Source organism: Paenibacillus vulneris (assembly GCF_039543185.1).
GTDB classification, from domain to species: Bacteria; Bacillota; Bacilli; order Paenibacillales; family NBRC-103111; genus Paenibacillus_S; species Paenibacillus_S vulneris.
The window spans coordinates 54,841-68,006 of sequence record NZ_BAABJG010000008.1; the positions used below are offsets into that span (position 1 = coordinate 54,841).

Consider the following 13,166-nt stretch of genomic DNA (forward strand, 5'->3'; position numbering starts at 1 on the left):
ACCGGCGTTCTCCGATGGTAAGGAGCTGAGCCGGTCTTTTTTTGCCTGGTTATCCATTGCAGCTATGCTGGAGCATCATCAAAAAGCTGTCGATGAGGTCCGGGTTAAAAGCGGCGCCCTTTTGCTCCGCCATAAAAGCAACTGCTCTTTCTTTGCTCCAGGCATCCTTGTAGGCTCGACGGCTCGTTAACGCATCATAGACGTCGACCACGGACACGACCTGCGCTTCGAACGGGATGTCATTTCCTTTTAGCTTGGCGGGATAACCGGTGCCGTCCCATTTTTCATGGTGGTATTGAATGATGTGCTCGGCAATGCGCAGCTCTTCCTGAAGGATCTCATCCTCGAGCTCTCGTGAGATTTTATTTACAATCTCCAGACCAATCAGCGGATGGGTCTCGATGATATATCTTTCGTAATGGTTGAGCTTCCCCGGTTTGTACAATATACCCTCAGGAATGCCGGATTTGCCGATATCATGCATAATACTGGCATTGACGATTTGTTGAATATACTCTTCTGGGAGACCCAGCTTCAAACGCTCGTTATGGAAAGTAAGCAGCTTTTCGGTTCCATGCTGCACGCGGGACAGATGCTCTTCAATATGTGGGTCCCTAATTTCACAGGAAATGGCTAGCACCTTCAATATTTCACTTTGCAGCTTCAGCTTGCGGGTTTCCGATATATAGCTCCCCTCGGATATCTGGTCCAAATCGCGGACGACACCTACGTAGTAGGTCTGCTGGTTCACAACCATGGGGGTGATGGTGATGTTGGTGTGCCAAATGTCTTTATTTTTCTTGCGGTTGATAAATACGCCGGTCCAGGCCAAATTCATCTGAAGCGACTCGTGCATACTCGCATACGTTTTTGGAGGAGTAAGACGAGATCTCAAAAAGTTGGCACGAAGACCTATCATATATTCACGGGAATATCCCGTAACTTCCTCATATTTGGAATTAACCTCAACAATACGGTGATTCTCATCCGTAATAATGACCCCGTCGGCTAATTTCAGGTAAAACTCTAGAGCCGCCTGCATGGTGTTCCTCCTTAAATATAGTAAAGCTTCTCGTGCAGGAGGTTGTGGTGACCTCAAGCCGGTTGTACCTTCCATAGTTTAGCATAATTTTTGTGTACCAAAGTTCACAATTTGTTGAATAATAGTTTCGGTTCTTCCCGTTCATGATACGCCGTATGCAACTTAAGAAAATTTTAAGGTTTCCTTATGAGCGCCTTAAATTGTGTTTTGTATACTGAAGGTATCTATATGCAGTGATGCAGCAGCCAATTAAGGAGCGGAAATCATGCGGAACACGTTAAGGAATGACGTTGAACGGGATCATAGTCCTATAACGAAATGCCTGCTAAGGAATACGGAGTTGGAATATCGGGCGAAAACGGTCAAAGGGTACGAGGTAAGCTGCTACCAAATGTGCTTTTACCTTCTTCAAAATGAGGCCAAAGCGATGAAGGCTGCCTTGGCATCTGTCGAAGCGCTGCTGTTGAATGACTCCTTCTTCTCCATGCCGGAAAGGGAACGCCTCGATGCTGTACGGAAAGTATCGATTCGCTGCTCCCTGAGACTGGTTTAAAAAGCATGAAAAATGATACAGGGCTGGAACATAGAATCCAGATTTCAAGACATACTACATGCTTAGAAAGTGATCTATGACATGGAGGACAAGGGAATGAGTCTGGATGGAAAAGGAGCTATGAGATTTAAGGATAAAGCAGCTGTGGTCACCGGCGGAGCCAGTGGAATCGGCGAAATGACCGTTCGATTGTTTGCGGCCGAGGGGGCGAAGATCGTCATTGCAGATTTCGCGGACCGGGGGCAGGAGCTCTCGAAGGAATTGAATCAGCAGGGATATGACACGCTGTTTGTCAAAACCGATGTGACCCAGGAGGAACAGGTAAGAAACATGGTCGAGCAGACCGTAAAGCAATACGGCAAGCTGGATATTCTGTTTGCCAATGCGGGAATCGCCAAGGATGCTCCAGCCCACGAGCTCAGTCTGGAGTCTTGGCAAAAAACGATAGATATTAATTTGACCGGCGTATTCCTGTGCGATAAGTATGCAATCGGACAAATGCTGTCGCAAGACACCGGCGGGGTTATTGTTAACTGCGGCTCCATACACAGCCATGCCGGAAAAGCGGGAGTAACCGCTTATTCCTCCGCCAAAGGCGGTGTCAAGCTCTTAACCCAAACGTTAGGAGTTACTTACGCCAAAAACCACATCCGAGTCAATGCGGTATGTCCGGGGTACATCGATACGCCGCTGATTTCGGGACGCACGGAAGCGGTGAACGAGCATCTGATCAGCCTCCATCCTATGGGAAGGCTGGGCAAGCCGGAGGAAGTAGCCAAAGCTGTGCTGTTTCTGGCAAGCGAGGACGCTTCGTTTATTACGGGTACGAGCCTTCTCATCGATGGAGGTTATACTGCACAATAAAGTAAGCCGGAGCTAGAGCAAAAAGACCGTTCCATCCAGCCGTCGAGGCCGGACTGGAGCGGTCTTTGCGTAGCAGGGATTTACCCCTTATTTGTTTTGGGCGAGTTGAGCTTGCCGATTGTACCATTGAACGAAGTTGTTGACGACAGTGTCCAGGAATTTTACCGTAGGCTCGTGGGTAATGTTACCTTCGGCATCCATCTTCTCATGAACGATTCCCACATAAACTTCATTGCCTGGAAGAAGCGGCGAACCAACACCCGGGGAGAACAGAATATCACGCAGGTGCATTTGTGCCTTCACGGTTCCAAGAACTCCCATCGACGCGCCCATAATCCAGGACGGCTTTCCGTTCAGCACGCGATCCACGCGGGACATCCAGTCGATCGCATTGACCATGACGCCCGGAACGGTACCGTTGTATTCTGGAACCAGCCAGAGAACGGCATCAGCGGCAGCCACTTTGGCTTTGAATTCTTTTACAGCGGCAGGAGCTTCATTCTCAATATCCTGATCGTAGAAGGGCAGGTCGCGAAGGCTCAAAATTTCAAGCTCAAAAAGGTCTTTATACCGTTTTTGAATATATTCGCCCAGCTTACGGTTATAGGATTCTTTGCGGATACTTCCGACAATAGCAGCTACTTTCATGGTTATTACCTCCAAGGATTCATTTGAAATATGTAAATCAGATTTGAATAGTACAATAAATATTATTATTTATTTATTATATTTAGTCAACATAAAAGTTTAGAATATAGGCAAAAAAATTCCCGGAAAAGACATTTGTCCCGGGGGAAGTAAGAGTCAGGGGCGATTGAGCTGCTCAAGCACCTGCTCCACTTTTTTCAGATGCATAGACATCCGTTCCTTGGCTGCAGCCGCATCGCGTTCCTGAACTGCGGCCACGATAAGGCGGTGCTCCTCCGAAAGCCGGCTTAGCTCGCTTTGGTCAGCGAATACCCATAATTTGCGGCTCTCCCGCATCACAGAACCCATGGATGAAAACAAGGATTCGAGGGTTCTTTGGAGCAGCGGGTTACCGGACGCTTCGGCAAGCGCGACGTGAAGCCGGATATCCGCCTGCTCCAGCGCTTCCTCATCTTCAAGCTTTTCCATTTCCTCGAGTATCGAGGAGAGTGCAGCCAAATGATGGTCGGACCGGCGCTCAGCAGCAAGCGACGCACTCTCCGTTTCCAATATGTAGCGAAGCTCAAGCCAGGCTTTGAGCTGAGGGAGATCGCTGATCTCCGGCAGCTGCCATATGGAGGAGGGCGGCGGACTTGTCTGAAGCACGAAGGTGCCTCCGCCATGCCGCACGTCAACCCAGCCATGAGCCTTTAACGACATGAGGGCCTCGCGAATGGTTGAACGGCCTACCTGGTAATTCACAGCCAGCTGCTCTACGGATGGCAGGCGGCTACCTATCGGATACTCGCCTTGGAGGATTTGATCCCGTATGGCATCGGCCACGACTTCGTAAGCTTTTTTTATAATCACAAGCGCACATCCTTTGTATGGTTGTCAAACCGGCAGCCCTGCGGTAAGCTCATCCCCAGCTCCTATCTCAAATGGGCGATAAAGAGAACCGCCGGCCTGGTTGCGGACAGGCTTTGCTGATAACGGATTTCCCGATATCAAGGGAAAATCTTTTCACAGCAGGATTGACACGTTATGAAAGCGAATTCTATAATAAAGTCATCAGATGACCTGATTAAAATTATACATGAAGGTTCCAAGAGAAACAATATCCCGGGAGGTTATATCCAGTGCTATCCTCAACTGTTCGAGAGCAACTGCAAGGCATTGTCGGGCCGAGCTGGTTTAAGGACGATACCGAATCCCTCGTCTCCTACAGCTACGACGCGACGCCGTTATATCAATCACTGCCGGACGGAGTTATTTTTCCATCGTCCACGCAGGAGGTATCCGCGATTATGAAGGTGTGCGCACAGAACAAGGTTCCCGTTATTGCCAGAGGAGCCGGCAGCAATCTGTGCGGAGGCGTCGTACCGGTACAAGGCGGACTTGTCATGGTGATGACGAGAATGAATCGGCTGTTGGAGATCGATCAGGACAATTTGACGGCAACGTTCCAAACCGGCCTCAATACGAAGCAGTTTCACAATGCGGTTGAGGCAACGGGATTATTTTACCCTCCCGACCCCAGCAGCATGATTATATGTACGATGGGGGGCAATATTGCGCTCGGCGCTGGGGGCCTTCGCGGATTGAAATACGGAACGACCAAGGACTATGTGATCGGGCTGGAAGCAGTGCTGGCCAATGGAGATATTTTACGAACAGGCGGCAAGCTGGTGAAGGACGTCGCCGGATACGATTTGACCCGATTGCTGGTCGGGTCCGGAGGAACGCTCGCCATCATTACCGAGGCGACGGTGAAGCTGGTCCCCAAGCCGGCCTTTCGGCGGTCCATGGTCGCCATTTATAGCGATCTGTCCTCCGCAGCACGCTCGGTTTCGCAGATTGTGGCCAACCGGATTACGCCGTGTACGCTGGAATTTATGGATCGCGCGACGATTCGCGTCGTCGAGGATTTTGCCCGCATCGGCCTTCCCGTAGATGCCGAAGCGATACTGGCAATTGAGCAGGATGGCGATGAGAGCCTGGTGGAGCGGGATTTGCAGCTGATCGAATCGATTTGCCGCCAGGAAGGCGCTATAGAGGTCAAGGTAGCCTCAACTCCGGAGGAAGGCGCCAAGGTCATGGAGGCGAGACGAAGCGCATTGGCGGCTCTGTCCCGTTTGCGCCCCACGACGATCCTGGAGGATGCAACCGTGCCTAGATCCAGGATTGCTGAGATGGTCTTGGAGGTTCAGCGAATTGCCGATAAGTATAACGTACAAATCTGCACGTTCGGCCATGCCGGCGACGGGAATCTGCATCCTACGGCGATGACCGATGCGCGCAATAAGGAAGAGATTCATCGGGTGGAGCAGGCCTTCGAGGAAATATTCGAGGCCGCCATTCGGATGGGAGGGACGATAACCGGGGAGCATGGCGTCGGCATGGTGAAGGCCCCGTATCTGGAGTGGAAGGTCGGCGCTTCGGGCATCGACATTATGAAGCGTTTGAAGGAAGCCTTCGACCCGGATCAGCTGCTGAATCCCGGCAAGCTGTTCGCCGAGACGCGCAAGCGGATTGTATTTAGCGATGCGTCCCATGGCGACCGCCACGAGGCTCAAGAAGAAACGGCTGCAGGAAAGCAGGAGGGCCGCTATCCGCAGAAGGAACAGACGGCGAAGCCGGCCGGTCAGGAGGAGGCGTAATATGGCGATGACGGAACGGGAAGCCTCTCACCAGCACAAGCTTGCGGAGAGGCTGAAGCTTACGCTGGACACGGACCAGCTGACCAATTGTATGCGATGCGGCTTCTGCCAGACGGCCTGTCCGACCTTCAATGAGACGGGGCTGGAGGCTGCGTCGCCAAGGGGACGAATTGCTCTCATGAAAGCCGTGTCGGACGGCTTTATGGAGCCCGACCGCCGCTTCCAGGAGCAGATGGACCTGTGTCTTGGCTGCCGTGCCTGTGAACCTGCCTGCCCGTCGGACGTGAAATACGGCCAGCTTATCGAGCAGGCGCGGGAGGCTATCGCTTCCGAAGCGCAGCACCCTTGGCACGTGAAGGCCATCCGCACCTTGTTCATGGAACGGCTGTTTCCTAACCATAGCCGGATGCGGCTGCTGGGAGGGATGCTTAAGCTGTATCAGCGCTCCGGCTTGCAGAAGCTGACGCAGAAAAGCGGAATCATGGGCCTGTTCCCCGAGCATATGAGGCAGATGGAAGCGATTCTGCCGGAAGGGTCCTCCGACGGCGTGATCCGCGCCTGGGAGAAGCTCGGTCTGCCGGCGGCCTGGGAAGCGACCGCAAGCGGCGAAGGCCGCATGCTGGTCATCCCTCCTGCCGGCGGCGTCAAACGCGGCCGCGTCGGGCTTTTTCGCGGCTGTATCATGGATGTGCTGTTCACGTCGACGAACGTGAACACGGTCCGGCTGCTCCGCGAGGCAGGCTTCGAGGTCGTCATTCCGACCTCGCAAACCTGCTGCGGAGCGCTGCACGCCCACGCGGGCGAAACGGCGTCGGCACGCCGCCTCGCCCGCGAGAACATCGACGCCTTCCGCGCAGCGGGCGTCGATTATGTGGCGAGCAACGCCGGCGGCTGCGGCGCGAGCCTGAAGGAATACGACCATCTGCTTGCCGCAGAGGAGTCGTATTCCACGGCGGCGGGCGAGTTTGCCCGCCGGGTCAAGGACATCGCCGAGCTGCTCGTCGATGAGGGGCTTCCGCTGCCGCTGAAGGCGGTGCAGCGGGAGAAGCCGCAGGTGGTCACCTATCAGGATTCGTGCCACCTGCGCAACGTCATGCGGGTCCAGCAGCAGCCCCGCACCCTTCTGCAGTCGATTCCGGGCGTCCGCCTGAACGAGCTGCAGGGCGCGGACCGTTGCTGCGGCTCGGCCGGTATCTACAATCTGACACAGCCGCAGATGTCTGCGGATGTGCTCGATCACAAGATGGAGCATGTGGATGCCACACAGGCGCAATATATCGTCACGGCCAACCCGGGCTGCCTGCTCCAGATGAAATGGGGCATTGTCCGTGCGGGCTGTGAGGATCGAATGAAGGCCGTGCATCTGGTCGACTTGCTGGCGGAATCTCTGGACGCGTCGGACGCCAAGAGCTAACCGGTATCCATATCCCAAGAAAAAAAAGCTTACCATCCGGTAAGCTTTTTCTGCTTTTGTCAAAAAAGTCAAGAAGCTTGTACCAGAATATCGGGCCTTAATCGCGAATAACTTTTAGTAAACGAGTAAGATTCTGCCGGAATACTGAATGTTTCATGATATTTCGGTGTATAATGGAACTATATGAACCTATTATAGTAATATATATCTATAGCAATATACCTATTTGAAGGAGGAAGAACGAATGGATCCCATTTCATCTCTGTCTGAACTTTTGGCGGAGCAAAAAGCATCATCGTACATCGAGATTCCGGGCGCAGTTTCCAGGACGTTCGGGCAAACGACATTGTCCACAACGCTGCCAATGAGCAAGCTGTTTTCCATTTATGAAGTGGATTTGGAAGTGCAGCGCGCCATTGTTCCACAAAATTTATCCAAGCTGATGGACTATATCATGCTGTACCTGGATCATCAGCAAGGCATTTATTTTCCGGGGATTATTCTTTCGGCGCGGGGTGCCGGAGAATATGATGCCGATCAGCAGGTATACCGGCTTCAAGCGATTGAAAAGCTGTATGTGGTAGACGGACAGCATCGTCTGGCCGCCTTCCGGAGAATTATGGAAACGCTGCAAAGCAATATGGCCCGCGCCAAGGACCGCAGAGAATACGACCGGATGGAAGAAATTACGGATAAGCTGAGCAAGCTGTACACGTTCCCGATGTCCACGATGATTTATCTGGATATTAACGCTCGCCAAGAACGCCAGCTGTTCTCCGACATCAACAAGCTTCCGCGTAAAATCGGCGGCAATCTGGCCGTGCTGCGCGAGCAGCGCAGATTTTACCATGTGCTGGCGACGCATTTGGCGGCTGAAGCCCCGGCGATGAAGCAAATTACGGTGGATATGTTTACGGAGCGGGGCAAAGGTCCGGAGTTTTTATTCTCCTACCACCTGCTGGTTGAAATCCTGTGCGGCCTGTTCGAAGGTCGGTTGAAATCGGCTGCCCGCAACAACGGCTACTATTTCAGCGACAGTGAGATTGAAGAGCATTTCAAGCTTGCTTCCTACTACTTCGACGTCATGCTTCGTTACTTGCCGGAGCCTGAAAAGGGCGAGCTGTGCTGGACGGAAAATCTGCAAATCGCGATGGCTCTGTTCTTCCATGACGAAGTGACCAAGACAGGGACCTTCAACCGCTACGCGCTGGAATATACGATGAAGATATTGCCTCATATCGATTGGAATGCGATCTACGTAGGCGATGAGAAGGATCGGCTGCCTAGACGTTCGCGTATCATGAAGGCTTACCAATACATTAAGGATTTCTTTCAGGAGCATCACGTGTTCTTGATTCGCGATAAGGAGGACGTCGGCTAATGGATGGACTTTGCCTTAAAATGACGATTCACCCGTTTTGTGAAAAATTCGGATTGGCCACAGTGGCTATTCAAGTGCAGGATTTGCTGAACTATACGACGATTGACCCGATGGTTCAACGCAAGCTTAGCGCCGGCCAACGCCGCAAAATATCCAATTACTTGCAGGAGCGGGAGCTGGACCGCGTCTTTTTCGGACCTGTTACGCTATCCCTGCGTGAAGTAAGCTCCCTTGCCAAAACGGACAAAGGCTTGTTCCTTCGTCCCGGCTCCAAGCTCAGCATTTTGGACGGCCAGCACCGGATTCTGGCTCTTGGCTATGTTAACGAGCAGCTGCTGAAGGAAGTGCGCAGCCATGAGAAGAAGGCGGCAGCTCTGAAAATCAAGCAGCGCCGTATGCCAGACAGTGAGGAAGTAAGGCTGGAGCTTGAGCAGATGGAAGGGCTTGTCGAGCAAATCGAACGCCGCCGTCTGGAATTGGTGGAGAGCGAGCTGGCTGTGCAAATTTACATCGGCTTGAGTGAAGAGGAAGAGAAGCAGCTGTTCGGCGATATTAACTCCAAGGTGCAGCTTGTCAGCAAAGAGCTCGGCCATTCGTTTGACAGCATCGATCCGCTGAACCTGGTGATTCAGCAAGTCGTGGATCATAATGTATTCCTGAAGGGTGCCGGTGTTGAACGCAGAGGAAACCTGACTTCCTATAATAAAAACTTCACTTCGTTCAGCTGGCTGTATTCCACAGCTACTATGCTGTTTACGGGAAAAATGCAGCCGTCCTACGAAATGGCGCGCAAAATCCGTCAGGACCCTTCGACGCATATTGAGATTCTTCATCAATACTTCAGCACACTCTTGCCATTAATGCCGGAGCAGCCTGGACTGCCTCAATACAGCTCGGCCAGCCGGGCCATGCAGGAAAGTATCGCCCTGTATGCTCATAGACATCTGTTTGTGGACGGGAAGTATACGAAGAACTGGACGTCCTGTCTGAGCATCTTTGAGGGCTTCGACTGGACTCACGAGAATGAGCTGCTGATTGAACGCTTCGGCACTCTCGATAACGGCAAGCTGAATCTGATTCATGAGAAGTCGCTGCGCAAGCACGGCAAGCTGGTACAGCTGTTCCGTGAAATGCACGGCGAGCCTGTCGATGCCGGAGACGAAGCATCGACAGCATAAACCCGTTAAAGCCAAAAATCCGTGAAGAAACGTTCCTGTTTCTCACGGATTTTTTTTCATTTTCTATAAGCCTATAAGCCGGTTTGGGCGAATATCACATCCGTTATTCTACGGCCAATCTCCTGTAGGTGCAACAGATTATTTCGCATCGGCCGCACAGCGGAAGCCCATATTGCCTGCGGAGCTGTCCGGCGTATTGGAGCTGCGCGCTGCGACCCGGTAACGGTTGCAATAGGATTTATGACATAAGTAGGAGCCGCCCCTCATGACGCGGGAGGTGCCTTTTTCCGGACCTTTAGGATTCGTGCGGGGCTCGTTAAGATGCCAGGTCGGGCTGAACCAATCAGCGCACCATTCCCAAACGTTGCCCGCAACATTGTACAGTCCGTAGCCGTTGGGCGGGAAGGAGCGGACAGGTGCAGTTCCGGCATAACCATCGCTCATATTGTTTTTCTCCGGGAACTTCCCTTGCCAAATGTTGCACAGATGCTCCGTGCCCGGTTTGAGAAGATCGCCCCACGGATAACGCTTTTGCTCCAGACCGCCCCGGGCGGCGTATTCCCATTCCGCCTCCGTCAGCAGCCGTTTGCCCGCCCAACGGCAGTAGGCATGGGCGTCGTTCCAGGAAACGTGGATGACAGGGTGGTCCATGCGGTCCTCGATGGAGGAATCCGGCCCTTCCGGATGGGCCCAGTCCGCCCCTTCGACATTCCACCACCAGGGGGTCCGCTGCACGACATGCTTTACATTCGCAGCCGTTTGCTCCGATACGAACAAATGGAACACGAACGACCAGCCGAACTTTTCTGCTTCCGTTTGGTAACCGGTCTCTTGAACAAACCGGGCGAATTCGGCATTGCTGACGGTGCAGGGATCGACGTAGAACGGATCTATGGTGACAGGTCGGACAGGCCCTTCGCCGTCTTGAGGGAACCCCTCCTGATCATCGGTTCCCATCAAAAACGTCCCGCCCTCCAAATAGATCATGCCTTCCAGAGGGTCCCGGGAAGAATGAGCCCCTGCATCCCCGGCGCTCTTTTGGAGACTGTCCAGAGATATCGTCTGCTTGTCGGATGGGACCTCATTTCGGCTGGTGGAGCAGCAGGATGGCTTGGATGTTTCGTTCATTGGGTTGTCCTCCTTAGAGTTTTTGCGTATGCAAAAACTAGCATCGAAAGCATACGCTAAGAGTTTTGTGAAGCAAAAACTGGCTACGAAAGCATACGCTAAGAGTTTTGTGAAGCGTATTCCTATTTAAAGCTCTGTAAGCTGATTGATGACCATAATAGCCGCACCGGTAACAAGCGCTTCCTCACCAAGATGCCCCAGGCTGAATACCACCTGATAAGCCGGGTAGTAATAGGTGTTGCGAATGGCGACCCGGGTAGCGATTTGAAAGAAGCTGGGATCGCTGCTGATCAGGGATCCGCCCAGAATCACCTTTTCCGGATGAAGGATGTTAATCAGGTTGGACAAGCCGATGCCGAAATAAGTGGCTGCCTGGGCGAAGATTTCTACTGTAAGCGGATCATGCTCCTTGAGGCCTTCCAGCAAGTGCATAAAATGAATGTGCTCCGGGTTGCTTTCCTTATAACGGAGGGAGGTTTCCCTTCCTTGCTTTAACCGGGAGCGCGCCTGCTGCTCCAATGCATGAATGGAAGCATAGGATTGCAGACTGCCGTAATTGCCGTGGTCATCGACTCGGGGCCCGTCCGTTTGGATAATCATTTGGCCGATGGAGCCTTCCATATCTACAGCCCCATATACAACCTTGCCGTTGGACATCATGGCAGAGCGTATGCCCACCCCTGCATGAACATAGAGCAAATGTCGGTAATCACGGTTCCGGTCGGACCAGGATTCACCCATGATAGCCGTGTTAGCCCCGTTATCCAGCAGCACCGGGAATCCCAGACGGCCCTCCAGATACCCGCAAATCTCTACGTTGCGCCAGCCGGGCGCCGAGAAATATAACGGCTCCAGAATGATGCCGGATGACCGGTCCAATGGACCGACTGCCCCGATTCCCATACCGAGCACAGCCTCGGCGGCGATATTGTGCTCCTTCATCATCCGCTCGGCTGCTTCGGCGATTTCCTTCAGCAGCCGGGAAGGCGTCATAGTCTCATCCATGACCCAGCTTTGTACACCAAGCTTGTTCATGTGCAAATCGCAAAGGATCAGCTTGGAGTTCATCCTCGATATATCCAGCCCGAATACATAGGCTGCCTGAGGATTGGTTTCGTATAATATGGGCCTGCGGCCTCCGGTGGATTCACCGAATCCGGCCTCTACCAGCCAGCCTTGTGCCGTCAGCTCCTCCAACGTACGGGTTAGCGTACTGCCCGTCATTTGGCTTTGCTCCAGCAGTTCGATCTTGGACACAGTCCCCTGTTTGCGGATCCGTTCGTAAATCTCTTTATGCTTGCGGCTGCCGATCCTTTCATGAATAGGTAACAAGCTCATCGATAACCTCCAACCTATCGAAATCAACCTTGGCTTTCTTTAAGCATAAATTATACACCAGTTGTAAAGGCTTAACCATAGCATAAGGCTTGCCGCCTGCTCCGGCAGCAAATGACCGGATTGTGACATCCTTATAAAGTTTGGTAAGATAGGAATAATGCGGTTCGGATGAGCAACGTCCGTAGTTTTTACTGCAATGGGTTCAAGCAAGTGGAAGGAGACAGGAGAACAACATGTCAGATTGGTATCGAAAAAGCTTCGGGGACGATTATTTGCTCGTCTACAAGCACCGGGATATGGAAGGGGCATACCATGAGGTAAAGCGGATGATTGAATGGCTAAAGCTGCCCCAGGAGTCCAGTGTTCTTGATTTATGCTGCGGGATGGGGCGTCATTCCATGGCGCTGCGCGACTTCGGCTACAAGGTGACGGGAGTCGATCTATCCAGTGTTTTATTAATGGAAGCGAACAAGCTGAATGTAAATAAAGAAGTGCGGTTTCTTCAGGGGGATATGCGGAATGTGCCGTTGACGGAGACGTTCGACGCCGTTGTCAATTTATTTACTTCGTTCGGTTATTTCGAGCATGATGAAGAAAACGAACGGGTGCTGAGAGAGATATATCGCCTGCTTGCGCCGGAAAGCAAAGGGAAATTTATTATCGATTATATGAATCCGGATTATGTGAAGCAGCACCTGGTGCCTTTTTCTTCGAGGATGGAAGGCGGCATTACCATTGAAGAGAACCGCAGGATTGAAGACGGCTTTGTTAAGAAAACGATTGTCGTCAGAGACTCGGATGCCGTGGAAAGAACTTATTTGGAGCAGGTGAAGCTGTACGGGCTGGAAGCGTTTCGGGAGATGCTTGACCGATCCGGCTTGGAAGTAACCCATGTTTACGGAGATTATCACGCTTCGGAATATGACCGCAATGAATCCAAAAGAATGATTTTTGTCGGTCATAGAAGAGGGTAGGAGCGAA

12 protein-coding genes are annotated in these 13,166 nt (G+C 52.3%); 7 read left to right on the forward strand and 5 right to left on the reverse strand.

The genetic code is table 11. From position 1 onward, the window contains the following. Positions 1-49 precede the first annotated feature (49 nt). Positions 50-1,042: an HD domain-containing phosphohydrolase gene (locus tag ABEA66_RS09955; RefSeq protein ID WP_079909977.1), complete on the reverse strand. Its 993-nt coding sequence runs from the start codon at positions 1,040-1,042 to the stop codon at positions 50-52. A gap of 265 nt (positions 1,043-1,307) precedes the next feature. Here ABEA66_RS09955 and ABEA66_RS09960 point away from each other — a divergent pair, with 265 nt between their 5' ends. Together ABEA66_RS09960 and ABEA66_RS09965 are read left to right on the forward strand one after the other, a co-directional pair. Beyond that, positions 1,308-1,595, forward strand: coding sequence for a hypothetical protein (locus tag ABEA66_RS09960; protein WP_079909978.1), 288 nt, complete (start codon positions 1,308-1,310; stop codon positions 1,593-1,595). A gap of 120 nt (positions 1,596-1,715) precedes the next feature. Next, positions 1,716-2,459 carry an SDR family NAD(P)-dependent oxidoreductase gene (locus ABEA66_RS09965; protein ID WP_079910165.1) on the forward strand — a complete coding sequence of 248 codons (744 nt, stop codon included), beginning with the start codon at positions 1,716-1,718 and terminating at the stop codon, positions 2,457-2,459. Positions 2,460-2,546: 87 nt separating this feature from the next. Here the strand turns inward: ABEA66_RS09965 and ABEA66_RS09970 are convergent, their stop codons facing one another. Together ABEA66_RS09970 and ABEA66_RS09975 are read right to left on the reverse strand one after the other, a co-directional pair. Beyond that, positions 2,547-3,107: an NADPH-dependent FMN reductase gene (locus tag ABEA66_RS09970; RefSeq protein WP_079909979.1), complete on the reverse strand. Its 561-nt coding sequence runs from the start codon at positions 3,105-3,107 to the stop codon at positions 2,547-2,549. A 156-nt stretch (positions 3,108-3,263) separates the two neighbouring features. Continuing rightward, positions 3,264-3,956 (reverse strand): FadR/GntR family transcriptional regulator, encoded by a 693-nt coding sequence (locus tag ABEA66_RS09975; RefSeq protein ID WP_256865307.1) that lies wholly within the window; start codon positions 3,954-3,956, stop codon positions 3,264-3,266. Positions 3,957-4,225: 269 nt separating this feature from the next. On the opposite strand from ABEA66_RS09975, the gene ABEA66_RS09980 reads away from it, so the two are divergent. The 4 genes from ABEA66_RS09980 to ABEA66_RS09995 all read left to right on the forward strand — a co-directional run bounded on the left by ABEA66_RS09980 (position 4,226) and on the right by ABEA66_RS09995 (position 9,719). Next, a complete protein-coding gene (locus ABEA66_RS09980; protein WP_079909980.1) occupies positions 4,226-5,746 on the forward strand; it encodes an FAD-binding oxidoreductase in 1,521 nt (506 codons plus the stop codon). Position 5,747: 1 nt separating this feature from the next. Beyond that, entirely contained in the window at positions 5,748-7,160 is a 1,413-nt protein-coding gene (locus tag ABEA66_RS09985; RefSeq protein WP_377741201.1) for a (Fe-S)-binding protein, read from the forward strand. A 244-nt stretch (positions 7,161-7,404) separates the two neighbouring features. Continuing rightward, positions 7,405-8,541: a DGQHR domain-containing protein gene (locus ABEA66_RS09990; RefSeq protein WP_079909981.1), complete on the forward strand. Its 1,137-nt coding sequence runs from the start codon at positions 7,405-7,407 to the stop codon at positions 8,539-8,541. Continuing rightward, positions 8,541-9,719: a DNA sulfur modification protein DndB gene (locus ABEA66_RS09995; RefSeq protein WP_079909982.1), complete on the forward strand. Its 1,179-nt coding sequence runs from the start codon at positions 8,541-8,543 to the stop codon at positions 9,717-9,719. The genes ABEA66_RS09990 and ABEA66_RS09995 overlap by 1 nt, the downstream gene beginning before the upstream one ends. 138 nt (positions 9,720-9,857) lie before the next feature. Here the strand turns inward: ABEA66_RS09995 and ABEA66_RS10000 are convergent, their stop codons facing one another. Then, positions 9,858-10,847 (reverse strand): formylglycine-generating enzyme family protein, encoded by a 990-nt coding sequence (locus ABEA66_RS10000; RefSeq protein ID WP_345587442.1) that lies wholly within the window; start codon positions 10,845-10,847, stop codon positions 9,858-9,860. Between the two features lie 126 nt (positions 10,848-10,973). Beyond that, complete coding sequence (locus tag ABEA66_RS10005) at positions 10,974-12,185, reverse strand: ROK family transcriptional regulator (RefSeq protein ID WP_079909984.1); 1,212 nt, start codon at positions 12,183-12,185, stop codon at positions 10,974-10,976. A 233-nt stretch (positions 12,186-12,418) separates the two neighbouring features. On the opposite strand from ABEA66_RS10005, the gene ABEA66_RS10010 reads away from it, so the two are divergent. Then, positions 12,419-13,159: a class I SAM-dependent methyltransferase gene (locus tag ABEA66_RS10010; RefSeq protein WP_345587443.1), complete on the forward strand. Its 741-nt coding sequence runs from the start codon at positions 12,419-12,421 to the stop codon at positions 13,157-13,159. The last annotated feature ends 7 nt before the right edge of the window (positions 13,160-13,166 follow it).

What these genes read in the sequence shown, in the direction of transcription:
- ABEA66_RS09955 (WP_079909977.1), bottom strand. Translation starts at nt 1,042, where the DNA reads ATGCAGGCGGCTCTAGAGTTTTACCTGAAATTAGCCGACGGGGTCATT.
- ABEA66_RS09960 (WP_079909978.1), top strand. Translation starts at nt 1,308, where the DNA reads ATGCGGAACACGTTAAGGAATGACGTTGAACGGGATCATAGTCCTATA.
- ABEA66_RS09965 (WP_079910165.1), top strand. Translation starts at nt 1,716, where the DNA reads ATGAGATTTAAGGATAAAGCAGCTGTGGTCACCGGCGGAGCCAGTGGA.
- ABEA66_RS09970 (WP_079909979.1), bottom strand. Translation starts at nt 3,107, where the DNA reads ATGAAAGTAGCTGCTATTGTCGGAAGTATCCGCAAAGAATCCTATAAC.
- ABEA66_RS09985 (WP_377741201.1), top strand. Translation starts at nt 5,748, where the DNA reads ATGGCGATGACGGAACGGGAAGCCTCTCACCAGCACAAGCTTGCGGAG.
- ABEA66_RS09990 (WP_079909981.1), top strand. Translation starts at nt 7,405, where the DNA reads ATGGATCCCATTTCATCTCTGTCTGAACTTTTGGCGGAGCAAAAAGCA.
- ABEA66_RS09995 (WP_079909982.1), top strand. Translation starts at nt 8,541, where the DNA reads ATGGATGGACTTTGCCTTAAAATGACGATTCACCCGTTTTGTGAAAAA.
- ABEA66_RS10000 (WP_345587442.1), bottom strand. Translation starts at nt 10,847, where the DNA reads ATGAACGAAACATCCAAGCCATCCTGCTGCTCCACCAGCCGAAATGAG.
- ABEA66_RS10005 (WP_079909984.1), bottom strand. Translation starts at nt 12,185, where the DNA reads ATGAGCTTGTTACCTATTCATGAAAGGATCGGCAGCCGCAAGCATAAA.
- ABEA66_RS10010 (WP_345587443.1), top strand. Translation starts at nt 12,419, where the DNA reads ATGTCAGATTGGTATCGAAAAAGCTTCGGGGACGATTATTTGCTCGTC.